The sequence below is a fragment of the Streptomyces sp. NBC_01241 genome (genome assembly GCF_041435435.1).
GTDB lineage: Bacteria > Actinomycetota > Actinomycetes > Streptomycetales > Streptomycetaceae > Streptomyces.
In genome coordinates this window covers 41,298-67,719 of the sequence record NZ_CP108494.1, presented here as the reverse complement: position 1 = coordinate 67,719, position 26,422 = coordinate 41,298, and the positions used below count along the sequence as shown (strand labels likewise).

The window sequence follows — 26,422 nt, the reverse complement described above, 5'->3', positions numbered from 1 at the left end:
CGATCCTTCCAAAAGAATCGAGCCTCGATCAAACCCGGAACGGTTCATCGAAGACGTATCTGCTCTCCTCGGCGGCCGCGATATTACGGGCACGAGATCATCCGGCCGCTGCGGTGGGACAATGAGGCAGGACGAGCGAAATCAGGTCCGTCGGAGTACCCCGTCCACAGAAAGGTGAGCTGTCCTGAATTCATACTCGGCACCCAGGCGAGGGTGACGCTGGGCCAGAACGGCAGGGGATACTCGCGTCCTGCGGGGCGGCTACGGTCTTCTTCGCCGCTGCGGCCGGATTGTCCGCCGTGGGCATGCGCTTCCCATACGGGATGGGTCCGGACGGTCTCCTCCGCTTGCAGGAATTCTATCGACACGTGGTGCTGACACACCGTAATCATCGACTGTGGGTCGTGGGTCGATTCGGGACGGTTTCATGGAGGCTGAAAACTGGGCGTGAGCAGTCAGTCGCCTGTTCTTTTGTCTGGTATGGCCGGGGGGATTGTGGATCAGGTCGACGCGGTGTCCGGGCGCTGTCGAGGAAGCGCGGTTCGTCCCGTCTTCCGTGTGTCGACCGTGGCGGTGCGGACATGACGCACCGGGGTTGGTGCTGACGAAGGTGGCCGGTCACCTGCCCCGGCACCAGCGACATTGTGGGGGGCGATGAGAGGTTCTCCGGCCGGGAAGCGATATCGCGGGCGTATCGAGGCCGACGCGGCAGAGCCCCCGGGGCTCTGTGTGATCCGCTGCGGAGGTCACAGCACTCCCGACGAGCGGGGGCTTGCGCGACACGGCCCCCGCATCACCTAATTCGGACACCTTGGAAGGTTTTTCAGGTTTGAGATCACGGTTGACTTGAACTGATTGGATACTGTCGAATCGACCGTGGTACGCATCGTTGAACAGTCCAAGATGCACACTGGCGTCGTAGGGCAAGGGGGGTTCGGCCATCGCGGGGGATGCTTGTACGCCAGTCGACGCTGCGCGCTTGAAGAAGCGAAGCAACGCAACCTCGACCTGTCGCAGCCATTCGGTATGGCTGCGAAGTGGTGGTCACGCGAGTCGGATTGCGATCACCCCGTCCGTAACGGGTGGCTCCGGCAAACCGTCAGAAATGAATTCGTCGGGCTGCGCGGAGCTCCAGTGGTCACGGCTGGGTGATCTTGGAGAATCGGCACGATGCGGATTCTCCGGCGCAGCTTCTCTCACGATGGTGTGAGGCCTCCCCTGCCAGGCCTTGACGCGGGCGGACGTCTTCGCGAATGGAAATTCAGGCCTGGTCGTTGTTGTCCATGACGCCCTGACGGTTGCTGAAGCGCCGGCCCCCTTGCGGGTCCGGTGCCCGAGCGGTTCCGGGAGGGAGCTGGAGGGGACGTCCGTGAGCAGCGTGGTGTGGTCCCTGATCCGCCGCGTCGTTGAGTTCGGGCGCCAGTGGGGCGCAACCGGATGGTCCGAGGGTGCCCCGGCCCGGCGTCGTGATCACCTCACCTGTACTGAGCGTTGCACATCGGACCCGGTAATTCCTGAATCTGGAGGCGGAAATGCGCACATCACTCATGGGTTGCGAGGGCGCGGCCACTCTCTTCTACGAGCCGGACGGACTCCTCCTGCGCTCCTGCCTGATCCCCAAAGATCGGCAGCACCGAGAACATCTGCTCACGTTCCAGCTCGGGTATTTGGGGCCCGGTGAGATCACGGTGCACGTCGGCCTCGAAAAGGATTCTTCCCGAGGCGGGCGGATCGTGGGGAGTCTCGGTGTCAGCACGGTGGTGCTCAGCGGCGTCGAGGCGGTCGATGAATTCCCTGAGAGATCACGTCAGCGAATACCGAGCGTGCAGCTGACGTACGTGACGCTACTGGATGAGCCAGTGGAGTACAGGTACGTGGTGTGGGGGCAGGCCGGAAGCAGTGATGACGATCTCCGCGGTGAGATCTCTACCGTGGTGTCGGGAAGTGCGCCCATGTTGACCACGACGACCCGGGTCGGTGCCACGCGCAAGGCGATATCGGATGCCGATTCCCTGGTGGAGGTCTCCTGCGGTGTGCCCCAGACAGGGGCATTGCGTGTTTGCGATACGCAAGGTCTGTCGCGGTCGTCCGGTGGAGTGGTACCGCGCCTGGTTTGCGAGGGTGGGGGAACGAGTGCAGGCACGGTACCGGTGATCATGTGAGTGTCTACGTCGCATGAGTACCGAGCGAGCCCGTGCCGGCATCCGTATCTTTTCCCATGCCTCGCGGCCTGGGCCAACTGGCCCGGTCGCAGCCGGACGCACCACTGCCCGTGGCGGTGGCGTTGTCCCCGTTCCTCCTCGCCGTTCCTGATCCGCGTGGTCTGCGCGGACGCCGCTACCCCTGGCCGCGCTGGTGGCCTCGGCCGCGGCAGCCGTGCTGACCGGGGCGAAGTCCCTGGCCGCGATCGGCGAGTGGCTCCAGGATGCTCCGGCCTGGGCGCTTCGTGTGCTGGGATTCTGGCCCGATCCGCTCACCGGAGCCGTCCCTGTTCCGCACCCGGCGACCGTGCGCCGACTACTGTCCCGCCTGGACGGTGACGGCTTCGACCAGGCCGTCGGCGCCTTTCTGGCCGCCCGCACCGCCACGGCGGAGGGCGAACGGCAAGCGATCGCGGTGGACGGCAAGACTTTGCGCGGCTCACGCATCCGGCAGCGGCCGGCCGTCGCCCTGCGAAGTGAACCCGGTAGTCTGCCCGCGCTTCGGTGCCAGCCCATCCGTCGTGGCCCAGGAACGGCTGAACCAGAGCCCGTTCTTTTCGAGGTGCCCCGGAAGAACTGAACGCCTGGACGGTGTGCCTGGTGTCCGGATTCGAGAGTGCGGTGCGACAGGGAGGCAGCGCCGATTCGGTTGTGGCGCTGCCCCCATAGTGCGTCAGGACCGTGCGGTGGCGGTCATGCGGAACAACCGGACGTAACTGCCGCGCCAGTAGCCAAGAGGGAACCTGGTGGTGTCGGTTCCCCCACCCACCAGCCGGCCGAGGACGATGACGTGGTCGCCGGCGTTGATGAGGTCGTGCACCTCGCACTCGGCGTGGGCCAGCGTGCGGTCGAGTATGGGCATACGGGCGGTGTCGCCGGGGCTCCACTGCACGGCGGCGAACTTGTCCGGGGTGCGGCTGGCGAACAGATCCGAGAGGTCCCGGGCCTGGGAGTCGAGGAAGTTCATGGCGAACTGCCCGCGTTTACGGACCGTGTCGAGGGTGCTGCTGGGTGTCCGTACACAGGCGAGGAGCAGCGGCGGGTCCGCGGAGACGCTGCACACGGCGGAGCAGGTCATACCGCACGGCTGATTGTCGTCGTCGAGGGTTGTCACCACGCTGATGCCGCTCGCGAACGAGCCCATGATGTTGCGGAACTCCGCGTACCCGATGCCCTCGAGCTCGGACTCCGTTGTCGTGTCTGTCATGCCGTTCACAAGGTCCCCCCTTCTATCGCCGCTACCAGCGCGGGTCGGTTGGTCTTGCCGTTCGGTGTCAGGGGCAGGCTGCCCACCACATGCACGGCGTCGAAGAGCATGTACGTGGGCAGGTGCCGCGCGCAGTGCTGCTTGAGGCCGAGCAGGCGCGGGCGCTCGGCCCCGGCGGGGACGACCACGGCGTGCAGCCGGCATTCCAGCGCGTCTCCTGTGACGACCACGACCGCGCCCGCCACCGAGGGGTGGCGGGCGAGCACGGCCTCGATCTCGCCGAGCTCGACGCGGTGACCGCGGACCTTGACCATGTGGTCGATACGGCCCACGTACTCCAGTTCACCGTCCGGGCCGATCCGTCCGATGTCCCCGGTCCGGTAAGGGCCAGCCTGTCGGGCGCGTCCCCAGTAGCCGAGCATCACCGTGGGCCCCGTCACCACGATCTCGCCTTCCTTGTCGGAGGGGTCGAGGGTGATCGAGTCCCCGGAGGCCGGGCTGCCGATGGGCAGCGGGCCTGTCCGCTCGAGATCGGCCTCCGTCACCTCGTAGGAGGTGCACACGTTCGACTCGGTGGGCCCGTACCAGTTGAGCAGCCGTACGTCGGGCCAGCTTCTGCGCATCGTCTGGGCCTGCGTGATGGCGAACGGTTCGCCGGCGAAGACGCAGGCGCGCAACGCGGGGGGCCTCGCTCCCTTGAGCAGCTCTCCCTCCCGCATCATCAGGGTCAGTGCGGAAGGCACCGAGTACCAGACGGAGATACGCCGCTCCCGGACGAACGCGACGAGTTGGGCGGGTGCGTAGGCCATCTCGGGTGGGATCAGGTGTACGGACGCCCCGGCACGGAACGCGCCGTACAGATCGAAGACCGACAGGTCGAAGTTGAAGGGGGCGTGGTTGGACAGGCGGTCTTCCGGACCGAGTCCGAGACTCTGAACCGCCCAGTCGACGAAAGCCAGCGCGTTGCGATGGCTGAGACAGACGCCCTTGGGCGTGCCGGTCGACCCGGAGGTGTAGAGGATGTACGCCATGTCGTCGGGGTGGCTGTCGAAGATCTCCGGCGCGGCGTCCTCGGACGCTTCGGCCAGCATGGTGTCCAGGGTGACGACGGCGGCACCGCCCAGCTCGCCGGGGGCCGGTCCGGAGGAGAGCGTGTAGGCGGCCGCCTCGTCCGCCACGACCAGGACGGCGTCGCTGTCGCAGGCGATGCGGGCCACCCGGTCGGGGGGATTGGCGGAGGCGACCGGCGCATATGCGGCTCCGATGCGCAGCGCCCCTTGCATGAAGGCCACGGCCAGGGCGCTCTTTCCGCCCCAGAGGATCACCCGGTCGCCGGGGCGCACCCCCCGGCTGCTCATGGCCAAGGCGAACCGGCCCGCCAGACGGTCGAGTTCCGCGTAGGTCAGGTCCACGTCCTGCGCCGAGACTGCGAGGGCGTCCGGCGAGCGCTGGGCGGCTTCGATGACGAGTGCGTGGAGTTTCACAGTCCGAGCTCCTCCGCGACGAGGAGCCGCTGTATGTCCGAGGTGCCGGAGAAGATCGTGCTGGGGACGGTGTCGCGCAGGAACGCCTCGATCCCGTGATCCCGCAGGTAGCCTCGGCCGCCGAATATCTGGATGGCGTCGAGCGCGGCGGCGACCGCTGTCTCGGAGACGGCGAGCTTGGACAGCGCGATGCTGAGCGCGGAGGCCTGTTGCTGGTCCATCTCCCAGCAGGCGCGGTACAGCAGCAGGCGGGCGCTCTCCGTCCGCAGCTTCATCTCGACGACGCGGTGCGCCACGGCCTGGAATCTGCCGATGCGCTTTCCGAACTGGCGTCGCTTCCGGGCATGTTCGACACACCTGTCGAGGAGCCGATCGAGGAGCCCGAGATAGCCGGCGAACAGGCAGGCCCGCTCCCAGCCCATGGAGTGCTGGAAGATCGCGCCGCCGCCGCCGCGTACCCCGAGGACCTGCTTGTCAGGCACGAAGCAGTCGTCGAAACGAACGGTTCCGGCCGGGCACGACAGCAGCCCGAGCTTGTCGAACGGGTCGCCCACGCTCAGGCCTGTTGCGCCCCGTTCGACCACGAAACCCGTCACGCCGAGGTGGCCCGCCTCAGGGTCCGTGGTCGCATAGGTGACATAGACGTCGGCGACCGGCCCGTTGCTGACGAATGTCTTCTCTCCGCTGAGGAGGAACCCGCCCTCCACCTCTCGCGCGGTCACGGTCAGCCGGGAGACGTCGGAGCCTGCTTCGTCCTCGGTCATGGCATTGCCGGCGATCAACCGCCCCGAGCACAGTGCGGGAAGGAGGCGTTCCTTCAGCCGTTCTTCGGCGAACTCGAGAATCGGCACCGTGCAGGCGAAGAGATGGGCGCTGGCGGCGAAGACCAGGCCGGTGTCCGGGCAGGCGCGCCCGAATGCCTCGACCTGCCGGGCGGTTTCCAGCGCCCCGAGGCCTTGGCCGCCGTACTGCTTGGGCACGCACAGCCCGAGCAGCCCCAGCTCGCCGAGGGTTTCCCATTCCTTGCGAAGATAGAAGGAGTCGGCCGCGCGAGCTCGTGTGCCGAATGCCCGCGCCACCGCTTCCAGCGTTCTGTCGTACCTGTCGACCTGATCGGAAGTCCAACTGAATTCCACGAGGTCTCCTGTCTTGTGGTGTGAGATCACCGTCATCAGTGGCGCAGGAACCGGGCCGCGCGCCGGCATCCGACCGTAGGCCGACAGCACTTCCCTCGTTTTCCAGGCGAGATCAAGGATCAAGAGGTCATCGGCCGTGGGACAATGCGGCCAGGTGAAACGATCAGAGGTGGTGCAGTGGAAACTAGTACGGCTGGCGGGCAGCCGATGCCCGCAATGCGGCAGGTGCTCATCGAGGCGGCGCAGCAGGAGATCTTCGACCGGGGCTACCACGGCGCCAGCCTGCGCGGCATCGCGCGGCGCGCGGGAGTCGACCCGAGCCTGGTGCGTCACTATTTCGGTTCCAAGGAGAAACTGCTCCTGCAAGCCGTCCAGGTCCGCGTCGATCCGAAAGAGTTCGCCGCCGAGATCCTGCGTGGCGCTCCCGGCGGGGTCGGCCGCCGGATCGTGAAGTTCATGCTGGGGTTCTGGGAAGACCCGGGCTCGGCGAAGTCCCTGGTCCGCCTGTCGGCGACGCTCAACAGTGTCGAGATCGCGGACCTCACCAAGGACGCCTTCGTCGGCCCGTTCTTCGGCACCGTCGCCCAGGCGGTCAGCCCCGACCGGCCCGAACTGCGGGCGTCGCTCGCCGCGTCGCAGATGTTCTCGTTGGCCTTCAGCCGGTATCTGCTGAACGAGCCCGCCCTTGCGGCGGCAAGCCACCAGGAGTTGATCCGCGTCGTCGGACGCAACATCCAGCGCTACCTCACGGAGCCACTGCCCGAGTCCGTCCTGCGGGAAGAGGGCGCCGCGGAGGTGGCCTAGCCGACGGCGTATGGGTCACCGTCCGACGTCCGGTCCGCGTGACGTCGGCCATGGACGGCTGTCCTCTCCGCTCGTCCAGCATCGTTCGCTCCCCACCGGCCAGAGCATCTACAGCATGTAGATTTCATCGCGTGTTGAAGTCTACGTATGATGAGCCGCATGGTCAACGGAGAACTGGCTGACTCCGCCGCGGCGTCGCGAGTCACGCCCGGACCCGACGTGCTCGTCTGGCTGGTCCATGTGGACGACGAGGCGGCGGCCCGTCGAGCACTGTCCGTGCTGCCGGCCGCCGAACAGGACCGGCTTGACCGGATGCTGGAACCGCATCGGCGGCGCGGTATCTGCGCGCAGGCCGCGTTACGCATCCTGGTGGCCGCCGCCACGAGCGCGGCCCTGCCACTGCCCGAACTGGTGCGCGGCCAGAACGGAAAACCCGTCCTCCAAGCATGGGGCTCTACGGGAGAGGAGTCGCCCGAGACCGGGCTCCGGGCCCACACGTCGCCCGCCGGGAAAGTACCGGCGCTGCGGGTGAACCTGACGCACTCGGGCACCCTGGCGGCGGTCGCCCTCACCACCGCCGGCGAGGTCGGGGTGGACGTCGAGAGGGAACGCCCGCTCGCCGAGCTCGACGGCATGGCCCGCATCGCGCTCTCCCCGTCCGAGTACCGGGAGTGGCATCGGAGCGACGAATCTGCTCGCCAGGGCCTCCTGTTCCAGTCCTGGACACGCAAGGAGGCGGTCCTCAAGGCGCTGGGTACGGGGCTGGCCGGCGACCTGCGGTCCGTGGCCACCCGACTGCCGAGGCGGGCCGGTGCGGCGGTGCGCGTGGAAGGACTGCCAAAGGAGGCCGGCGCGATCCCATGCTGGACCGTGCGCGATCTGGAGGTCGCCGCGGGGTACTCCGGATCCGTCGCCGTCCATGCACCGCGAGCACGGGTTCGCCAACGCCAGGTGTCTATAGGCGCATTGCTGTCGACCGTCGGTCCGCCGCCGGCTGCGGACCGGCCGGCAGGGGAGGGGGGCGGCTCGCGGCTGAAGCTGTTCTGTCTGCCCCCGGCCGGCAGCAACGCCGAAAGTTACCGTCTCTGGCACCCCCGGCTGCCCCGCGGTGTCGACGTCGTCCCGATCGACCTGCCCGGACACGGCACCAGGCTCCGCGAACCACTGATCGACGAGTGGGACGCGCTGGTCCGGGACTTGTCCGAGCGGCTCGTGCGGCAGATCGACGGGCCGTACGCGGTGCTGGGACACGGCCTTGGCGCCCTGCTGGCGTTCGAGGTCCTGCGAGCTCTTGCCGGACGCGCCGCCCCGCCCGAGTTGTTGGTCGTGGTGGGCCGGAACGGGCCCTCCGCCCCGCTGTCGTGCACCGCGGTCCATGAGCCGGCGAGCACATGCCTGCCTGGTCTCCCGCGCCTCGGCGACCTGCCGCACGCGACGGATGTGGCACGCATGTTTCGGCCGGAACTCCGTGCGGATCTGCGGCTCGCGGAGCGGTATGTACGCCGGTTCGGACCGCGCCTGTCCTGCCCCGTCCTGGCGGTCGCCGGGCGACAGGACCGGGCGGCCGACGGCGTGGGCATGGAGGTGTGGAGGCAGGAGACTGCCGGCGGCTGCGAGGCCGTGTGGGTCGACGGCGGTTGTTCCCTCCTGGAAGGAGGCGAGTTCATGTCCGTACTGAACGCCCGTCTGGCCCGCCTCAAGGGACTGATCCCGGCGCCCAGCGGGTACGTCAGAGGCGATCAGTGAGATAGCTCTGGCACGTGTCCGCCACGCAGGCGACCAACTCTTCGGCGCTCAAGGACGCGAGCGGTTCGAGTCTCAGCACCCACCTCGCGTAGGCCACGCCGAGCAGTTGGGTGCCGACGAGCGAGGCCCTCAGCTCGGGCCTGCCGTGCCCGACAGCGGCCGCGACCGGCAGGAGGATCTCGGCGCCGAGGAAGTCGAGCAGGGCGGCGGTCGCGCCCTCGAACGATCTCGCGGAGCGGATCAGGCTTTCCAGCCGGGGCTGGATCTCGGGATCCTCCCAATGCGTGATGAACGCGCGGGCCAGGCGCTCACCCACGTGCTCCATGTCGCCCGAGACGACCGTCGGGAGAAGGTCCTGCACGGTGAAGGCGTCGTGGGCCGCCGCCATGAACAGCCCTTCCTTGGACAGGAAGAAGTGGTGGATCAGAGCCGAGTCGACATTGGCCGCGTCGGCCACCGCTCGCATCGTGGTGCCCTCGAAGCCGCGCTTGCTGAACGCCGAGCGGGCGGTCTCCAGGATCAGATCGTGACTGCTTGTCGGGCCCGTCCGGCGTCCGCTGCGCTTCTTGTGGGAGGGGTGCCGGGCTTCCTGCTCCACTGCCGCTCCTCTGTCGATGGATTCCTCCCGTGCGCGGCTCATTTTACGGCACGGCGGATCGCCGGTCCGACCGCCCCGTCTGCACTCCACCCCACTCTACACTCATTGAAGTCATCGAGTGTTGAGTATACGATCTGTGCGGGGTGTTGGATCGCCCCGGCGGAGTGTCGAGGAGGTCTCTTGTGAACCCCACGCCCCAGGGCGAGAGCCCGCCCCTGACCAACACCACTGACCGGCCGCTGCCGGGTCGTCACAAACCCGTGGCCCGACTCGATCGGGTGATCATTCGCTTCGCCGGTGACTCCGGTGACGGTATGCAGCTCACAGGTGACCGGTTCACTTCGGAGACCGCGTCGTTCGGGAACGATCTCTCCACGCTGCCGAACTTCCCGGCCGAGATCCGCGCCCCCGCAGGCACCCTGCCGGGTGTCTCGTCGTTCCAGCTGCATTTCGCCGACCACGACATCCTGACCCCGGGCGACGCCCCGAACGTGCTGGTCGCGATGAACCCGGCCGCCTTGAAGGCGAACATCGGCGATGTGCCGCGCGGCGGTGAAATCATCGTGAACACCGATGAGTTCACCAAGCGCCCGATGGCGAAGGTCGGCTATGCGACCAGTCCGCTGGAGGACGGGTCGCTGGAGGCCTACAGCGTTCATCCGGTGCCGCTGACGACGCTGACGATCGAGGCACTGAAGGAGTTCGGGCTCTCGCGCAAGGAGGCCGAGCGTTCGAAGAACATGTTCGCGCTGGGGCTCCTGTCCTGGATGTATCACCGGCCGACGGAGGGGACCGAGGCGTTCCTGCGGGCGAAGTTCGCGAAGAAGCCGCAGATCGCGGAGGCGAACGTGGCCGCGTTCAGGGCGGGGTGGAATTTCGGGGAGACGACGGAGGACTTCGCCGTCAGCTACGAGGTGGCACCCGCCTCGCAGGCCTTCCCCGCGGGCACGTACCGCAACATCTCGGGGAATCTGGCCCTGTCCTACGGGCTGATCGCCGCATCCCGGCAGGCGGACCTGCCGCTCTACCTGGGGTCGTATCCGATCACCCCGGCTTCGGACATTCTGCATGAGCTGAGCCGGCACAAGAACTTCGGTGTGCGTACGTTCCAGGCCGAGGACGAGATCGCGGGGATCGGGGCGGCGCTGGGGGCCGCGTTCGGCGGGTCGCTCGCGGTGACGACGACGTCCGGGCCCGGGGTGGCGCTGAAGTCGGAGACGATCGGGCTGGCGGTCTCCCTCGAACTGCCGCTGATCGTCATCGACATCCAGCGTGGCGGCCCGTCCACGGGCCTGCCGACCAAGACCGAGCAGGCCGACCTCCTCCAGGCGATGTACGGGCGCAACGGTGAGGCGCCGGTCCCGATCGTGGCGCCCAGGACCCCGGCGGACTGCTTCGACGCCGCACTCGACGCCGCCCGGATCGCCCTCACGTACCGCACCCCGGTCTTCCTCCTCTCCGACGGGTATCTCGCGAACGGGTCCGAGCCCTGGAAGATCCCCGACGTCGATGACCTCCCGGATCTGCGGGTCCGGTTCGCGACCGGTCCGAACCATGAACTGGCCGACGGCACCGAGGTGTTCTGGCCCTACAAGCGCGACCCGCAGACCCTCGCCCGGCCGTGGGCCGTGCCCGGCACCCCGGGTCTCGAACACCGTATCGGCGGGATCGAGAAGCAGGACGGCAGCGGCAACATCTCCTACGACCCCGCCAACCACGACTTCATGGTCCGCACCCGCCAGGCCAAGACCGACGGCATCGAGGTCCCCGACATCCAGGTCGACGACCCCGACCAGGCGAGCACCCTGGTGCTGGGCTGGGGCTCCACCTACGGGCCGATCACCGCGGCTGTGCGCCGCATCCGCCGCAACGGCCTGCCGATCGCCCAGGCACACCTGCGCCACATCAGCCCCTTCCCGAAGAACCTCGGGGAGGAGTTGAAGCGGTACGAGAAGGTGGTGATCCCGGAGATGAACCTCGGGCAGCTCGCCACCCTGATCCGCGCGACGTACCTGGTCGACGCGGAGTCCCGCACCCAGGTCAACGGCATGCCGTTCAAGGCCGAGCAGCTCGCCGCCGTCCTCAAGGAGGCCATCGATGCCTGAGCCGCTCCTGAACCTGGTGCCCAAGGCCGAAGCCGAACAGTCCATGAAGGACTTCAAGTCCGACCAGGAAGTGCGCTGGTGCCCCGGCTGCGGCGACTACGCCGTCCTCGCCGCCGTCCAGGGCTTCATGCCCGAACTCGGCCTGGCCAAAGAGAACATCGTCTTCGTCTCCGGCATCGGCTGCTCCTCCCGCTTCCCGTACTACATGAACACCTACGGGATGCACTCCATCCACGGCCGCGCCCCCGCGATCGCCACCGGACTCGCCAGCTCCCGCCGCGACCTGTCCGTCTGGGTCGTCACCGGCGACGGCGACGCCCTGTCCATCGGCGGCAACCACCTCATCCACGCCCTGCGCCGCAATGTGAACCTCAAGATCCTCCTCTTCAACAACCGGATCTACGGGCTCACCAAGGGCCAGTACTCCCCCACCTCCGAAATCGGCAAGATCACCAAATCGACGCCGATGGGCTCCCTCGACGCCCCGTTCAACCCGGTCTCCCTGGCCCTCGGCGCCGAGGCGTCGTTCGTCGCCCGCACCATCGACTCCGACCGCAAACACCTCACCAGTGTCCTGCGCGCCGCGGCCGACCACCCCGGCACGGCGCTGGTGGAGATCTACCAGAACTGCAACATCTTCAACGACGGCGCCTTCGACGCCCTCAAGGACAAGGACCAGGCACAGAACGCCGTCATCCGCCTCGAGCACGGACAGCCCATCCGCTTCGGCACCGACAACACCAACGGAGTCGTCCGGGACCCGGCCGCCGACGGCCTGAAGGTCGTCACCGTCATCCCCGAGAACCAGGCCCACGTCCTGATCCACGACGCGCACGCCACCTCCCCGACAACCGCGTTCGCGCTCTCCCGCCTCGCCGACCCCGACACGCTCCACCAGACCCCCATCGGCGTCTTCCGCTCCGTGCAGCGGCCCGTCTACGACACCCTCATGGCCGACCAGCTCGACACCGCCATCGAACAGAATGGCAAGGGCGACCTGGGACAGCTCCTCACCGGCAAGGACACCTGGACCGTTACCGGCTAGTCACACCCGACGTCGAAGGCCCCGGACACCATGGCGGTTTCCAGGGGCCTTCGACGTCACCTCTGCCGTTGCCGGCCCGTCTCACCGAGAGGCGTTCACTGGACGCTCCCGCTCGGGACGGTCTCCTGCTGCACGGTGCCAGAGACGGGGGCCGCCGTGTCGGTCTTCGGCTTCTTGACCAGCGACGGGAGCAGGGGGCCTGCCATGCCGGTCGTGATGAGCGCGACGAGAACCATGATGGTGAAGAGCCGATCGTCGAGGATGTCGAGACTCAGACCGACGTTCAGGATGATGAGTTCGGTCAGTCCGCGGGTGTTCATCAGTACGCCGACGCCCAGCGACTCCCGCCAGGGCAGTCCGGTCCAGCGGGCGGGGAGGGTTGCGCCGACGACCTTGCCGACGCAGGCGACCGTCAGGAGCAGCCCCAGAACCAGCCAGTCGTTCGCGCCCAGGGCCCGGACGTCCACGGAGAGCCCGGTGACGACGAAGTACACCGGGAGCAGGAACCGCGCGATGTTCTGCAGTGGTTGCTGCACGGCCGGCTCCAGCGTGCGCCGGGGATGACGGGGCATCACGATGCCGAAGGCGAAGGCACCGAAGATGGCATGAATGCCGATGAGCGAGGTTGCGCAGGAGGAGAGGAAGACGCCGGTCGCGACCAGCGCCACCAGGTGCAGGGTGCGACCACGCTCTACCAGCCGGCTGGTCACCTTCGCGAGCAGAGGCCGGACCAGCACGGCCATGCCGATGATGTAGACGGCCGACCAGCCGATGATGACGGCGAACCCGCCCGTCGCGCTGCCGGTCGTGGCCAGGCCGATGATGACGGCGAGAAGACACCAGGCGACGATGTCCCCGAGAGCGGCGCTTGCCAGGGCCAGGACACCTACCCGGGTCTGCCCGAGCCCGCTGTCCGTGAGGATTCGGGCGAGAACCGGGAACGCGGTCACCGACATGGACACACCGACATAGAGCGCGAACGCCAGGAACGGCACCTGCTTGCCGGCGACAATCGAATGATCTCCGTAGCACATGGCTGCCGCGCCGATGCCGAGGGCGAACGGGAGGACGATACTGCCGACGGTCACCGCCGCCACGGCTTCTTTCGACTTGCTCAAGAGCCTCGGATCGAGCTCCCACCCGAGGATGAACATGAACAGGAGTAAGCCGATCTGAGCGATCGCCGACAGCAGCGGGCGCGCTTCGGTCGGAAAGACACGTGCGGTGAGATCCCCGGGCAGGAGTCCGAGAAGACTCGGTCCAAGGGCGATGCCCGCCAGGATCTCGCCGATGACAGTGGGCTGCCGCAGGAACCGCGAGACGGACACGAACACGACTCCGGCCGCCAGAATGATGGCGACGTCCGCTAGGACGGTGGTCTGCAGCATTTCCGCCTGTTGGCTGGTCATTACGCACTCCCCCTCGCGACTCAACGTTCGATGAAATCGGCGATGTTGAGTATGCCTGCGGTCGCTGACCGGATGCAAGCGACGAAGTCATCATGTGATGAGCCGGTCGCCCGACTCTCGGGGATGGAGAGGGTCCGTGACGAAAAAAGGCCGACGACGCGCTCGGGTGAGCGTGTCGTCGGCCTGTGGCGCGTGGAATCGCTTCTCGGAACAGTGGCCCGGTGTGGCGACCGGTACCTGGACAGGTGTTACACGATGACTCGACCCGCGAACGCCGCGAGCCGGTCAACAGAGGCCGCGCCCTTTGCGGCAGGCTGCTCGTTCCCGAACGGCAGTCCCTGACGTTCGGCCGGCAGCATGGCGCGAAGCTGGTTGAAGCAGGTGTCGACAACGTCCTGCGGCAGGTCGATGGACTGCCCCGTGGCCTTGGCCAGGTCCCAGCCGTGAAGGCTCATTTCGACAATGCGCGTGGTGACGAGGCGGGGGGCGGGGCGCTCACCCATCGGAGTCTGGAAGACCTTGTCCATCACGCCGTCGGCCGAGAACGCCTCGCGCAGCGTGGCGCGGGAACTCTTGAGCGCCTCCAGTGGATCGTCGCCCGGCTCCTGCTCCGGGGCCGGTCCGCTGCCGGTGACCAAACCGGTGAACATGCGGTTTCCGCCGACGACGTGGTTGATCAACTGTCGAACCGACCACTCGCTGCACGGCGTCGGGGCATCGAAGGGAAGAGGCTTCACGCCGGCGACCACGTTCTCCAGGGCCGCCGCTGCCTGGTCGAACTGTTCAAGAACCTTGTCTTCTGTCATGTCGGTCTATGTATCACCCCACCACGGACTGCGACAACCAACTCTCCTTTGAGCAACAGGATTTCGGGCATCCAGATGCACGCCTCCGACACCTGGAACTGCTGGTCGAGAGGGGAGTGACCTCTCTGTGGCGGTGGGTGAAAGATCAGGTGCTGCGTTGACAGCTCATCGCGAGGGCGTACCCTCCAACGGTCGATGAACTCATCTGATGGTGAGTCTTGGTTCCGTCGCCCGCGCACCGATCTCGACTCCTGCATGGGTCAGCACGACTCCTCGACGAGTTGTCCTTGACCAACAAGTCATCGACTGTAGAATTCATCATCAGGAGAATGGTGAATGGGTCGCAGCGGGCGGCCATGTCCTGTCGAGGACGCGTGGTGCCTGCGGCCGATACGAGGAGGAATCCGTGACAACCGCCCCTCTGACCGAAAGTAAGGTCCTCCTTGCGATCACGGGATACGTGAGCCGGACGTTTCTGGAGGAGACCGAAGGCAGTACTGAGCTGACTGCGGCCACGCCGCTGCTGCAGCTGGGGATCCTCAACTCCCGGAACACCGGACAGCTCCTCGCCTACATCTACGAGGAGTTCGGCGTCACCGTGCCGCCGACCCGGATCACCGGCAACCACTTCGCGGACCTTGACAGCATCAGCGCGATGGTTGTCGAGCTCCACGCAGGGTGACTGACGGCGCGTCCGTCCACCCCGAACTCGACCACCGCCCCGATGGAGCAGGAGAATGACATGAGTCCAGACTTCGATGTTGCGGTCATCGGCGGCGGACCCGCCGGCTCCACCATCGCCTCATACCTGGCGCGAGGTGGAATGTCCGTCGTGGTCTTCGAGGCCGAGAACTTCCCTCGAGAACATGTGGGGGAGTCCCTGGTGACGGCCACGACCCCGGTGCTGCTCGAGATAGGAGCGATGCCGGCTGTCGAGGCCGCGAACTTCCCGAAGAAGTACGGAGCGGCCTGGACGTCCGCCGAGACCCGCTCGATCGACGCGCTCGGCTATGGTGCCGGCCCGCACGACTTCCGCACCGCGGAGATCCGCTTCGACGAGAGGGACCAGCCCGGGGTGGACCGGGACTACACCTTCCATGTCGACCGCTCCAAGTTCGACCTGATCCTGCTCAAGAATGCCGAGAGCCTGGGGGCCACGGTCTACCAGGGCGTCCGGGTCGGCAAGGTCGACTTCGACGGCGAATTCCCGGTGGTGCGGGCGCGTATGGGCGGCCAGTCGGTCGACGTGCCCGTACGCATGGTGGTCGACGCCAGCGGCCGGCGGACGATGCTGGGCAACCAGCTGAAGGTGAAGGTCAACGACCCGGTCTTCAACCAGTACGCGGTCCACACCTGGTTCGACAACTTCGACCGCCAGGCGCTGAACCCCAAGGGTGACCAGGCGGACTTCATCTTCATCCACTTCCTGCCCCTCACCGACACCTGGGTGTGGCAGATCCCGATCACCGACACCATCACGTCGATCGGCGTGGTGACCCAGAAGAAGCGTTTCCAGCAGGCGGAGGGCACCCGGGAGGACTTCTTCTGGGAGACGGTCGCCAGCAGGCCCGACCTGCTCGACGCCCTCAAGAACGCCGACCAGATCAAGCCCTTCAAGGTCGAGGGCGACTACAGTTACGGGATGGAGCAGATCGCCGGGGACAACTTCCTGCTGGTCGGCGACGCGGCACGTTTCGTGGACCCGATCTTCTCCAGTGGCGTCAGTGTGGCGCTCAACAGCGCTCGGATCGCGGCCGCGGACATCCTCGCGGCGCACCAGGCTGGAGACTTCCGCAAGGAGCGGTTCGCGAACTACGAGGCGAAACTGCGCAAGGCGGTGAACAACTGGTACGAGTTCATCTCCATCTACTACCGCCTCAACATTTTGTTCACCGCGTTCGTCCAGGATCCGCGGTATCGACTCGATGTGCTCAAGATGCTTCAGGGCGACGTGTACGACGACGAGGAGCCGCGTGCGCTCGCCGCGATGCGAGAGGTGATCACCGCCGTGGAGAACGATCCGACCCACCTGTGGCGGCCTTTCCTCGGCGAGCTGAAGGCACCGACAGCAAAGGCCAGTTTCTAGACAGAGGCACAGCCGCAGGCGGTGATGGCGGGTGCCGAGCCCCCAGCGCCGCCTCTTCGCGTGTCCGGGGCGGACGGTGTTCCTCTCCCTGTGCGACGTACCGATCCGGCGTCGGCGTGCCCCCGGATTCCCCCGGGCGTCGGGCCGGCCGGGAGCACGACGGCATCGGCTCGCCCCCGTCCACGCACGGTCATCCGCTCCCGTAGGAGAACAGCCGCCGCCAATCCGACTGCGACGTGACATGACAGCGGTCCCCAAGCCCGTTTCCGGGCTCGGGGACCGCTGTCGTCGTCTCAGGCCTCGCCCGCGAGCAGTTGCTCGGAGGTGGCCAATGCGGCCATCAGCCGGTCCAACAGCTCGTCGTCCGGCAGACTTTCCAGGTTGTCACCCGCCGGCGAGAGGTCCGCCTGTGCCTCCTCGTCGGCTCCTTCGGGGCTGTCGTCCATGGCGAGACCGTCCAGCAGATGACGGGCCAGCGCCCGCGCTGTGGGGAACTCGAAGGTCAGCGTGGCGGGAAGGTCTACGCCCAGTTCCGCGTCCAGCCGGGCCTTGAGCGCGACCGCCATCACCGAATCCATACCGAGCTCGAAGAAGCCTCGCTCCGGGGCGACTTCGCTGCCCGTGTCCCCGCCCAGCACGTCGGTGACATGGTGCAGTACCCGCCCCAGCAGGACGTCGCCGCGCAGCTGGGGGCTGAGGGCGAGCAACTCGGCGACCAGCGGCGGCCCATCCGCCTGCGCCACCTCCTCGGGCGCCCGCGCTCCGTCCTCGGCCGCCGGGCCGCAACCAGGCCGGTTCAGCAGGTCGAAGAAGCCGCGGGCGGTCTGCTTGCGGCAGACCTCGGTGAACCGCTGTTCGTCGACCCGGGCCACCGCGGCGTCCGTGTACCCGCCTCGCAGCAGCAGGCCGACGGCCTCGGAGACGTCTTTGGAAGTGAGTACGGTCAGGCCGCTGCTCTCCATCATCAGTTGGTCCCGGCGGGTCAGCGTGCTGTCGTCCGCGGAGGGCATCCAACGGATGACGGCGCCCGCGTACCCGGCGGCCCGGCGGGCGGCGGCCACCGAGGCCAGCGCCCCGTCCACCGCGCCGGGCACGGCCATGCCGACCGAGCCCCAGGAGGCGGCGGCCGAGCCGAGGACGTAGAAGAACTCCAGCGGCATGGAGCGCACAGCGAGTTCGACCTTGGCGGCGAGGCCGACGAGAGCCTGGCCGACTGCCAGGTGAGCCGGCTCTGTCGCGGCCAGCGGCCGGCCGGGCAGCGGGACCGAGGCGACGACGACGCCCCCGATCGGTTCACCGCCGCTGACGCCGGCGAGCACGTCGTTCTCCGGGCCGGTGCCGTCGTCGTCGAAGTCGGAGGCCGACAGGTCGACGACCTTGATGGTCACTCCGGCCGCTGACGTCTCCCCGGCCCACGCCGTGTCCTGGGGCCAGGCCACCTCCTCGCGTGGCTGGAGCACCAGGAGCCGCCGGGCACCCGCGGTCACGAGACGGTCGACCACGGGACGGACGGCCGAGGACAAGGCGCCGACGACCACATACCAGCGGTTCTCGTCGCAGTGGAGTGCGGGCAGGATCTCCGTCGGTGCTTCGGCTCGCATCAGGCGAGGCGCGTACCAGCTGCCGTCCCGCAGCGCGAGCTCGTCCTCGACCGTGTCGGGGGAGGTCCGGGCCGTCAGCGCCGTTGCAGCGGCATCGAAATCCCGCTCGGTCAGGCCCGACAGGTCCAGGCATCCACCCCAGGCACTCGGCGCCTCCATCGCCAGCACCCGCGCCAGGCCCCACGCGGCCGCCTGGCCGTGGTCCACGGGCAGCACGCCCTCGGGGCCATGAGCCCCCCGGGTGACCAGCCACAGCCTGGGCGGCGTCCCGCCGGCCCGCTCCGCTGCGGCGGCCGCACGGGCAGCAGCCAGTGCCGGGACCACCGGGGAATCATCAGGTTTCTGCCCGGTCACCGCGGTGGTCGCAGCGAGCACGATCCCCCCGACGGTGTGATCCGCGAGCAGCGCCGCCCAGTCGGGTTCCTGCCCCACGACCTGTGCGTCCGCCCCCGCTCGGGCGAGTGCCGCTGCGAGCCCGCCCGCCGCGCTCACAGCCTGCGAGCCGGCGACGACCAGCCACCGTCGGGCAGAGACCGAGGCGGGCGCGGATTCCGGGTCCTGCGGCACTGGCAGCTCCACGGGCTGCCATCGCACGGTGTAGAGACGCTGCGCGATCCTCCGGCGTTCGGTGTCGGTCACCGCGGAACCGGCCACGGACGCGTACCGCACTGCGGTCAGCTCGGCCAGGACCCGGCCGTCGCCGGCGGCGAGCACCCGTACCAGCCCGGTGTTGTCGCCATCGGCCACGGCGTGCAGGAGCACGGTCTCTCCATGGGGCGCGCCATGGACCCGCACCGCTCCGACGCCGGTCACGACCAGGTCCCCCTGCGGCAGGCAGGAGGCGAGCAACCCCAGCCCGGCCGTCGGCAGCGGGCCCGACAACCAGGCCCTCCGCTCCGTCCCGGACCGGTACGTGTCATCGGACGAGCCCGTCGAGCCCGTTGGCCGCAGCGAAGCGAGCCGCTCGAACCGGCGGCCCGGCTCCTCGGTCACCTCGGTCACCTCGAAGGAGGCGTCCAGGGGCGAGGCCTCCGGACCCCCGGCCGACCATCCCCACCGGACCGTCGGACCGGACAGGCGCGGTGTCGTCCCGCTGTCGTCAAAGCCCTCACGAACGGGGGCCACCAGCCGCCCGCGCAATGCCGCCGGCTCGACCCGGGCCGGGGGCTCGTTCACGGGCCGCACCAGAGTCGCGCGAGCCACCGGCCGCGCGTCACGAGCACCGTGGCGGCCGGCGACGAGGGTGAGGTGCCAGACGGTGTCGGTGGCGTGCGCGACGAGTTGGGCGCCCGCGGTCGCGGAGAGAGCCGCTGCCGAGACCACGGGCACCGCGAAGTCGACGTCGCGCAGTTCGACAGCACCGCCGCCCAGCAGGTCACTGCCCGCGGCCAGCAGGAGCCCGGTCAAGGCGGCAGCACCGACCGGCTCCCTCGCATCGCCGGGAAGGGCCACCGGGTAGTAGCGCACTGCCGGCGCGTCGAAGGGGGTGACGGGGACGCCGAGCGCCGCGTGCTCCGCGGCGGTCGCTGAGGACGTGGGCGCTCTGGAGGGCGCGGTCGCCGCGAGGGCCGGTGCGTCGATCCAGTGCCTGCGGTGCTGCCAGGGATATCCCGGGGCGGAGATGTGGCGGCCGCGCCCGGCGAGCAGCGCCGTCCAGTCCACGGTGCAGCCGGCCACGTGCAGGGCGGCCGCGGCCCGTACCGGCGCAGCGGCATCCAACCGGCCGTTCACTCCGGCATGTGTCAACTCAGGGGAGAGGGCGGCAAGTTCGTCGGCAGCGTCGGCCAGGCTCGCGTCCAGGACCATCTCGATGCCACGGTCCGAGAGCTGCCGGACCAGGACCGGTCCGAAGGCGGCGGCAGAGCCGGGTGTCCACGCCCTCAGATCAGCGGGCGCCGACGCCAGGTGCAGCGCGACGGCAGGCCGGCCGGACAGGCGGACAGTCGTCGTACCTGCCGCGGCGGTGATGGCCTCACCCAGCCCCAGTACCTCCGCGACGTGCGCGGCGGCGATCTCCCCGGAGCCGCGTCCGGTCACCACGTCCGGCCGCACCCCATGGTCGGACCACAGGGCGGCCATCGCGATCTGCGCGGCGACCGTCGTCACTGGATCCGTGGCGCCACGCAGCACAGCGGCGCGCACCGAACGTCCGAGCACCGCACGGCACTCGGCGTCGACGGTGTCCAAGGCCGCGGCGAAGGCGGGCTCCTGTTCGTACAGCCGCTCCCACGGAAGCCCGCCGACCGTCGGGCCGAACACCAGGGCGAACTGGACCGGTTCGCCTACCTGGGCGATTCCGGTGACCGGCGTGCCGCTCAGAGCGGTCAGCAGCTCCTCACGATTCCTTCCGACGGCCACGAGGCGGTGCTCCAGGTGGCTGCGGCGGACGCCGAGGGTGTGGACCAGATCCTCCGGCCCGGCATCCGCCGCGTTCTCGAGATGGGCCGTCACGCGCTGTACGGCCTCATCGAGTGCAGCAGCACTCGCCGCAGAGACAGCCAGTGCGTAGGCTCGCGCGCTGCCGCGCACGGCCTCCGGCGTCGGCGTCGGCGTCGGCGGCTCACTCAGCACCACGTGGGCGTTGGCGCCGGTGAAGCCGAAGGCGCTCACACCCGCGGTACGGGGATGGCTGGAAGCGGGCCAGGCCGCGCCCTGCGCGGTCACCTTCAGCCGCAGTCGGTCCCAGGGGACCTCCGGGCTGGGCTGTTCGAAATGCAGGTGGGGCGGGATCTCACCGTGCTTGAGCGCGAGCACCGTCTTGATCAGGCCGGCCACGCCGGCCGCGGCCTCCAGATGCGCGATGTTCGTCTTCACGGAACCGACCAGCAGCGGACGGTCGCTTGGCCGGTACGCGCCGATCGTCCGGTCCAGTGCGGTGAGCTCGACGGGGTCTCCCAGCGGGGTGCCGGTGCCGTGTGCCTCGACGTAGTCCACCTCCGCCGGGCCGATGTCGGCCTGAGCGAGGGCCGCGCTGATCACCTCGGCCTGCGCGTCGGCGCTGGGGACGGTCAGGCCGCCGGAGGCGCCGTTGTGGTTGACCGCGCTGCCGCGTATGACCGCGTGGATCCGATCGCCGTCAGCCTGAGCCCGCGACAGTGTCTTGAGTACGAGCACACCGGCGCCCTCGCCGCGACCGTAGCCGTCCGCGGAGGCATCGAACGTCTTGCATCGACCGTCGGGGGCGAGTGCGCCCCCGGCCGACATCGACTGGTACACCGTCGGGGTCAGCAGTGCGTTGGAGCCGCCGACCACCGCGATGTCGCACTCCCCGGAGCGCAGGCTCTGGCAGCCCAGGTGTACGGCGGTCAGTGACGAGGCGCAGGCGGTGTCCACTGCCACGCTCGGCCCGCGCACCCCGAGGAAGTACGACATACGTCCCGCGCTGCCGGAGAAGGTGTTGCCGGTGCCGTAGTAGAGGTCGACCTGCTCGGGATCCCGGGAGAGCATCTGCCCGTAGTCGACCGTGTTGAGGCCCACGAACAGGCCGGTACGGCTGCCGCGCAGCGCCTGTGCGCCGAGTCCCGCGTCCTCCAGCGCCTCCCACGCGACCTCGAGGAAGATGCGCTGCTGAGGGTCCATGCTGCGGGCTTCTCGCGCGGAGACGCGGAAGAAGGCGTTGTCGAACTGGTCGATGTCTTCGATGAATCCTCCGCGGCCGGTGGCCACGTGCCCGGGCGCCACCCGCTCGGAGTCGTCCAGCAGCGCGGCCGCGTTCCACCGGTCTGCCGGAACGTCCCCGGTCGCGTCCACTCCGCCGGACAGCAACGACCAGTAGGAGTCCAGACCGACGGCGCCCGGCAGGCGGCAGCTCATGCCCACGATGGCGACCGGCTCGCAAAGCGCGGGAGGAGCCATGGATCGCGGTGCGGCGGACAAGGTGTCGGCTGCAGGTCCGCAGAGGGCGGGTTCGGCGGCGGCTTCGGGGGCAGGCCGCGCGTTAGCCGAGGACGGGGCCAGCTGCGCCACAGCGACGGGGCGGGCAGCGGCCTCGCCGAGGATCCGATCGGTCATCGCCTCGATGGTCGGGTTTTCCACGCCGGCGCGAGCAGGCAGGTCGACACCGAACTCCGTTCCCAGCCGCGTCACCAGCTCGACAATGGAGAAGGAGTCGAAGCCGAGCTCGTAGAAGCCCCGGACGCGCGACAGCCGCGGGTCGGGCGCACCGAGAACCTCTGCGGCGATCCGCGCGACGGTCCGGGCAGCCTGCTCGTGGCCGAGGCCGGCGGTCTGTACGTCCGCGGGTGATGACGTGGGTAAGGGCGCGGGCGCCAGGGCGGGAACAGGGGCAGGGGCGGGGACGGCCGAGGGAGCGGACACGGGCGGTCGTTGCGAAACCTCTGCCGAGGGAACCAGGGACAGCTCCTCGACAGCGGCCACCAGGCGGTGCTCGGCGTCGAACAGGCGTATCTCGGCGCGCAGGGGGAGGGGCCGAGCAGCTGACGCGGCCGGGTCGCCCTGCTCGCCACGGACGAGGCCGGGGAGCCAGTGGCGGTCTTTGGCCAGCGCGACCGGCGGCAGCGCGCGATGTCCGCCGCGTGCGGGGTGGACGGCTTGCCAGTCGGTCGGCGCACCAATCGTGTAGAGCGAGGCAAGCGAAGCCGCCAGGGTCGACGGCCCGGACTTGCCTCGGGCAAGCGAGGGGACGACCAGGCCCGAGCGGCCACGGTGAGCGAGCGCGTCCCGCAGTGGCCGGCTGAGTACGGGGTGGGGGCCGATCTCGATGAACAGCGCGTCCCGTTCGGTCAGATACTGGTCCACCGCGGGCCAGAACCGGACCTCCTCTCGCACGTTGCGGCCCCAGTACGCGGCGTCGGTGACCGGCTCCGAGTCTTCCGGGTCGACGCTGGACAGCAAGGGGATCCGGGCCGGCTCGGGCACCAGGCCCGACAGCGACGCCTCGAGTTCGTCGCCGTGCCGACGGACCGCGGGGCTGTGGAAGGCGTAGTCGACGCCGAGTGGCATGCACGGGGCGCCGATCCGCTTCAGGTGGGCGACTGCCTGTTCCATCGCGTCCGCCGGGCCCGCGATCACGACCGAGTGCGGACCGTTCACGGTGGCGACGACCACGCTGCCGCCGAACGGCTCCAACGCGGCACGTACCTTCTCGGGTGGTAGTTCGACCTGGGCCATCCGGCCGGATCCGGTGGCGTCCTGCATGATGCGGCCGCGCCGCACCACCAGCCGTACGGCGTCACGCAGCCCGATGGCGCCGGCGGTGTGAGCGGCGGCGATCTCGCCAACACTGTGCCCGACCACAGCGGTGGGTGCGGCGCCCCATGCCGTCCAGAGGCGGCTGAGCGCCACCTGGACGGCGAAGATGGCGGGTTGGGCGAACTCGGTGTCCGCGAGCCGGCTGCCACGCGTGCGGCCGATCTCCTCCACCAGTGACCAGCCGGCGAACTCCCCGACCAGCGCGTCGCATTCATCCAGCGCACGGCGCACCAGGGGCTGACTGTCGTACAGGTCCAGGGCCATCCCCGGCCACTGCGATCCCTGTCCGGAGAACGCGTGGACGATGCGGGGCGCGCGTCCACCGAGCACGTCGCCGGACGCGCCCGAGCCGTCCGCTCGACCGGCGTGGTGGGCGTCGAGCGCCTCCGCCAGCGCGGCGCCGGTCTCGCCGGTCACGGCGAGCCGGTAGTCGTGGTGGGTGCGGCGGACCGAGGCACTGTGCAGGAGGCCGGGCAGTGTGTCGGGTTCGGCCGCGGCGAACACGTCCCGGTAGGCGGCCGACTGCGCGGTCAGGGACTCCGGAGTGGGACCGGAGAGCACGAGTACGGGCAGCGGCTCGGCTTGCGGGGTGCTCGCCTCGTCGACCCTCCCAGCGGTGTCGGCCGGCGGGGACTGGAGGATGACGTGGACGTTGGTGCCGGACAGGCCGAAGGCGCTCACGCCCACCAGCCGGGGCCGGTCGCCCGGCAGCGTGGTCGCCTCGGTGTCGACCCGCACACCGCTGTCGGTCAGCAACTCCATGGGGGTGTCGACGTTGATCTGCGGCGGCGCGACACCGTGCCGCGCCACCAGGATGCCCTTGAGCAGGCCGAGCACCCCGGCAGCGGAGTCGGTGTGGCCGAAGTTTGCCTTGTGGGAGCCGATCCGCAGCGGCCGATCCGGGTCGCGTCCGGCACCGAACACCGATGTCAGGGCGCTGACTTCGAGATGGTCACCGAGCGACGTGCCAGTGCAGTGGGCCTCGATGTAGTCGACGTCCTCGGGCGCCACGCCGGCGGCGGAGAGCGCGGAGCGCAGCAGCATCTGCTGCGCCTCGGCGTTGGGCGCGATCAGCCCGGCGCTACGGCCGTCGTGGACGGTGGCGCTGCCTTTGAGCACTGCGTGGATCCGGTCCCCGTCGGCCACCGCGTCCGCGTACCGCTTCAGTACGACGATGCCGCATCCCTCGCCGCGCACGACGCCGTCGGCGGCGGCGTCGAAGGGGCGGCAGGTCTCTGTCGGGGAGAGCGCCTCGATCCGGCTCATGAAGATGCTGAGCTCAGGGGCGAGCATGAGGTTGACGCCACCGGCCAGCGCGGCATCGCACTCGCCGGCGCGCAGCGCCTGTGAAGCGAGGTGCACCGCCAGCAACGAGGAGGAACAAGCCGCGTTGAGCATCATGCAGGGGCCGTGCAGACCGAAGGTGTACGCGATGCGCCCGGCGCCGAAACTGGCTTCCTTTCCACTCGCGTAGTAGGGGCCCACACCGGCCGGGCCCTTGGCCCTGGCCAGCAGCAGGGTGTAGTCCATACCGAGGATTCCGGTGAAGACGCCGGTCCGGCTGCCCTCCCAGCGGTCCCGGGGGATGCCGCTGTCCTCCATCGCCTCCCAGGCGGTCTGCAGCAACAGCCGGTGCTGGGGATCGATCTCGGCGGCCTCACGCGGGGTGATGCCGAAGAAGCGGGCGTCGAAGACGTCGATGTCGTAGATGAAACCGCCTCGCCCGCAGTACATGGTCCCCTCGGCACGGCCCCGGTCGAGGAACTGCTCAGCCCAGCGGTCGGCGGGGACGTCGGACGTCACGTCCAGACCCTGTGAGATCACCTGCCAGAGGCCGTCCAGATCGCGTACGCCGCCCGGATACCGGCAGCCGACGCCGACGACGGCGATGTCGCCGCGGTAGGCCGCTTCAGCGGAGCTCGAGTCTTCGCGATTGCCCACGGTCATTCCCCCTCGCTCGATGTGGCAGCCGGACCGGAGTGACCGACTGCCCCGCACGGATTTTTCCGAGGCCCGGATGCCCTGGCCGCCACGCATCGACTCACCATATGATGACTTCATCGACTGTGGAGTTTATGTTTGTTGCCGAGAAGTGGTCAACGGCGACAGGTCGCGGCGCCGAGACGGCCCGCCGCCCTTCACGCCACACCCGTACAGGAATTGATCGCCCGCAGGAAACCCGAAACGAGGGAAACGGCCCATGACCTCCGCGCCTCCAGGCGAAGACCAGACCGTGCCCTTCGTGGCCGGACTGCCGCTGTTCTGCCTGCCCCACGCGGGAGGCAACAGCGTGCACTTCCGGAGCTGGAAGTGGCTGGCCCCCTATGCCCGGGTCGTCCCGATGGAGCTGCCGGGACACGGCACCAGGCTCCAGGAGCCACTGCTGGAGGACTGGCAGCGGCTCGTTACCGAGCTGACCGAAGCTGTCGCGACCAAGGCTGACGGCCCGTACGTGCTGTTCGGGCACAGCCTTGGCTCACTGCTCGCCTTCGAGATCAGCCACCGGATGCTGGAACGAGGCCGGCCGCCCGCTCTGCTGGTGGTGGCCGGCCGGAACGGGCCGGGCGTCAACCCGGCCCACCCGCCCATGCACGAGCTGCCGGACGCGCAGCTCGTCGCCATGCTGCAGAGGCTGGGCGGCATGCCGGACGGCATACTGCGGCAGCCCGAACTGCTCCAGATGTTCCTGCCGGCGCTCCGCGCCGATCTACGGCTTGCGGAGCGCTATGCGCGTCCCGGGGTTCCCGCGCTGCCCGTGCCCGTGATGGCCTTCGCGGGTGAGGGCGATCCGATGACGGACGACCTGGGCATGCTGGCCTGGAAGCGTGAGACCACCAAGACGTGCGAGCTGGTCTTCCTGGACGGCGGCCACTTCTTCCTCGGCAGCCCGCAGTTCGCCGGCGCCCTCACCGAGCGGATCGCGCGGCTGGCCCACCCGATCGCCGTGTGAGGCCGCACGCCGCCTGCGGGCGAGTGCCGGCCT

Annotated in this window: 16 protein-coding genes; 9 read left to right on the top strand and 7 right to left on the bottom strand. The window is 69.0% G+C overall.

Annotation, left to right across the window (positions count from 1 at the left end):
* Nucleotides 1-1,532: 1,532 nt before the first annotated feature.
* Together OG306_RS00250 and OG306_RS00245 are read left to right on the top strand one after the other, a co-directional pair.
* The gene (locus tag OG306_RS00250; RefSeq protein ID WP_266908923.1) at nucleotides 1,533-2,162 is read left to right on the top strand and encodes a hypothetical protein; all 630 of its coding nucleotides are present in this window, start codon (nucleotides 1,533-1,535) and stop codon (nucleotides 2,160-2,162) included.
* A 193-nt stretch (nucleotides 2,163-2,355) separates the two neighbouring features.
* On the top strand, nucleotides 2,356-2,781 hold the full coding sequence (locus OG306_RS00245; protein WP_266908921.1) for a transposase family protein: 426 nt from the start codon (nucleotides 2,356-2,358) through the stop codon (nucleotides 2,779-2,781).
* Between the two features lie 93 nt (nucleotides 2,782-2,874).
* Here OG306_RS00245 and OG306_RS00240 read toward each other — a convergent pair whose 3' ends face one another.
* Genes OG306_RS00240 through OG306_RS00230 form a run of 3 tightly spaced genes read right to left on the bottom strand, consistent with a single transcriptional unit; the run spans nucleotide 2,875 to nucleotide 6,028 of the window.
* Nucleotides 2,875-3,408 carry a flavin reductase family protein gene (locus tag OG306_RS00240; RefSeq protein ID WP_266908919.1) on the bottom strand — a complete coding sequence of 178 codons (534 nt, stop codon included), beginning with the start codon at nucleotides 3,406-3,408 and terminating at the stop codon, nucleotides 2,875-2,877.
* 5 nt (nucleotides 3,409-3,413) lie between these two features.
* Nucleotides 3,414-4,892: an amino acid adenylation domain-containing protein gene (locus tag OG306_RS00235; RefSeq protein ID WP_266908917.1), complete on the bottom strand. Its 1,479-nt coding sequence runs from the start codon at nucleotides 4,890-4,892 to the stop codon at nucleotides 3,414-3,416.
* Entirely contained in the window at nucleotides 4,889-6,028 is a 1,140-nt protein-coding gene (locus OG306_RS00230; RefSeq protein WP_371666198.1) for an acyl-CoA dehydrogenase family protein, read from the bottom strand. Before OG306_RS00230 ends, OG306_RS00235 begins: the two co-directional genes overlap by 4 nt.
* A gap of 225 nt (nucleotides 6,029-6,253) precedes the next feature.
* Between OG306_RS00230 and OG306_RS00225 the strand changes: the two genes are divergently transcribed.
* Complete coding sequence (locus OG306_RS00225; RefSeq protein WP_432762223.1) at nucleotides 6,254-6,832, top strand: TetR family transcriptional regulator; 579 nt, start codon at nucleotides 6,254-6,256, stop codon at nucleotides 6,830-6,832.
* Nucleotides 6,833-6,991: 159 nt separating this feature from the next.
* The gene (locus OG306_RS00220; RefSeq protein WP_266908915.1) at nucleotides 6,992-8,578 is read left to right on the top strand and encodes an alpha/beta fold hydrolase; all 1,587 of its coding nucleotides are present in this window, start codon (nucleotides 6,992-6,994) and stop codon (nucleotides 8,576-8,578) included.
* On the opposite strand, the gene OG306_RS00215 is transcribed toward OG306_RS00220, so the two are convergent.
* Nucleotides 8,562-9,176 carry a TetR family transcriptional regulator gene (locus tag OG306_RS00215; RefSeq protein WP_266908913.1) on the bottom strand — a complete coding sequence of 205 codons (615 nt, stop codon included), beginning with the start codon at nucleotides 9,174-9,176 and terminating at the stop codon, nucleotides 8,562-8,564. The two genes, OG306_RS00220 and OG306_RS00215, sit on opposite strands and share 17 nt — an antisense overlap.
* 215 nt (nucleotides 9,177-9,391) lie before the next feature.
* On the opposite strand from OG306_RS00215, the gene OG306_RS00210 reads away from it, so the two are divergent.
* Nucleotides 9,392-11,281, top strand: a complete 1,890-nt coding sequence (locus OG306_RS00210) for a 2-oxoacid:acceptor oxidoreductase subunit alpha (RefSeq protein ID WP_266908931.1) — start codon at nucleotides 9,392-9,394, stop codon at nucleotides 11,279-11,281.
* On the top strand, nucleotides 11,274-12,326 hold the full coding sequence (locus OG306_RS00205; protein WP_266908911.1) for a 2-oxoacid:ferredoxin oxidoreductase subunit beta: 1,053 nt from the start codon (nucleotides 11,274-11,276) through the stop codon (nucleotides 12,324-12,326). Before OG306_RS00210 ends, OG306_RS00205 begins: the two co-directional genes overlap by 8 nt.
* A gap of 95 nt (nucleotides 12,327-12,421) precedes the next feature.
* On the opposite strand, the gene OG306_RS00200 is transcribed toward OG306_RS00205, so the two are convergent.
* Both OG306_RS00200 and OG306_RS00195 read right to left on the bottom strand, forming a co-directional pair.
* Nucleotides 12,422-13,735, bottom strand: coding sequence for a cation:proton antiporter (locus OG306_RS00200; protein ID WP_266908909.1), 1,314 nt, complete (start codon nucleotides 13,733-13,735; stop codon nucleotides 12,422-12,424).
* Nucleotides 13,736-13,983: 248 nt separating this feature from the next.
* Nucleotides 13,984-14,541, bottom strand: a complete 558-nt coding sequence (locus OG306_RS00195; protein WP_266908907.1) for a TIGR03086 family metal-binding protein — start codon at nucleotides 14,539-14,541, stop codon at nucleotides 13,984-13,986.
* A gap of 406 nt (nucleotides 14,542-14,947) precedes the next feature.
* On the opposite strand from OG306_RS00195, the gene OG306_RS00190 reads away from it, so the two are divergent.
* Both OG306_RS00190 and OG306_RS00185 read left to right on the top strand, forming a co-directional pair.
* Nucleotides 14,948-15,223, top strand: a complete 276-nt coding sequence (locus OG306_RS00190; protein WP_266908905.1) for a phosphopantetheine-binding protein — start codon at nucleotides 14,948-14,950, stop codon at nucleotides 15,221-15,223.
* A gap of 60 nt (nucleotides 15,224-15,283) precedes the next feature.
* Nucleotides 15,284-16,627 (top strand): NAD(P)/FAD-dependent oxidoreductase, encoded by a 1,344-nt coding sequence (locus OG306_RS00185; RefSeq protein ID WP_266908903.1) that lies wholly within the window; start codon nucleotides 15,284-15,286, stop codon nucleotides 16,625-16,627.
* Nucleotides 16,628-16,920: 293 nt separating this feature from the next.
* On the opposite strand, the gene OG306_RS00180 is transcribed toward OG306_RS00185, so the two are convergent.
* On the bottom strand, nucleotides 16,921-25,380 hold the full coding sequence (locus tag OG306_RS00180; RefSeq protein ID WP_266908901.1) for a type I polyketide synthase: 8,460 nt from the start codon (nucleotides 25,378-25,380) through the stop codon (nucleotides 16,921-16,923).
* Nucleotides 25,381-25,639: 259 nt separating this feature from the next.
* Between OG306_RS00180 and OG306_RS00175 the strand changes: the two genes are divergently transcribed.
* Entirely contained in the window at nucleotides 25,640-26,389 is a 750-nt protein-coding gene (locus OG306_RS00175) for a thioesterase II family protein (RefSeq protein ID WP_266908899.1), read from the top strand.
* Nucleotides 26,390-26,422 lie beyond the last annotated feature (33 nt).

Coding starts and splice junctions, on each gene's coding strand:
- OG306_RS00250 (WP_266908923.1), top strand. CDS start 1,533: ATGCGCACATCACTCATGGGTTGCGAGGGCGCGGCCACTCTCTTCTAC.
- OG306_RS00240 (WP_266908919.1), bottom strand. CDS start 3,408: ATGACAGACACGACAACGGAGTCCGAGCTCGAGGGCATCGGGTACGCG.
- OG306_RS00220 (WP_266908915.1), top strand. CDS start 6,992: ATGGTCAACGGAGAACTGGCTGACTCCGCCGCGGCGTCGCGAGTCACG.
- OG306_RS00205 (WP_266908911.1), top strand. CDS start 11,274: ATGCCTGAGCCGCTCCTGAACCTGGTGCCCAAGGCCGAAGCCGAACAG.
- OG306_RS00200 (WP_266908909.1), bottom strand. CDS start 13,735: ATGACCAGCCAACAGGCGGAAATGCTGCAGACCACCGTCCTAGCGGAC.
- OG306_RS00195 (WP_266908907.1), bottom strand. CDS start 14,541: ATGACAGAAGACAAGGTTCTTGAACAGTTCGACCAGGCAGCGGCGGCC.
- OG306_RS00185 (WP_266908903.1), top strand. CDS start 15,284: ATGAGTCCAGACTTCGATGTTGCGGTCATCGGCGGCGGACCCGCCGGC.
- OG306_RS00175 (WP_266908899.1), top strand. CDS start 25,640: ATGACCTCCGCGCCTCCAGGCGAAGACCAGACCGTGCCCTTCGTGGCC.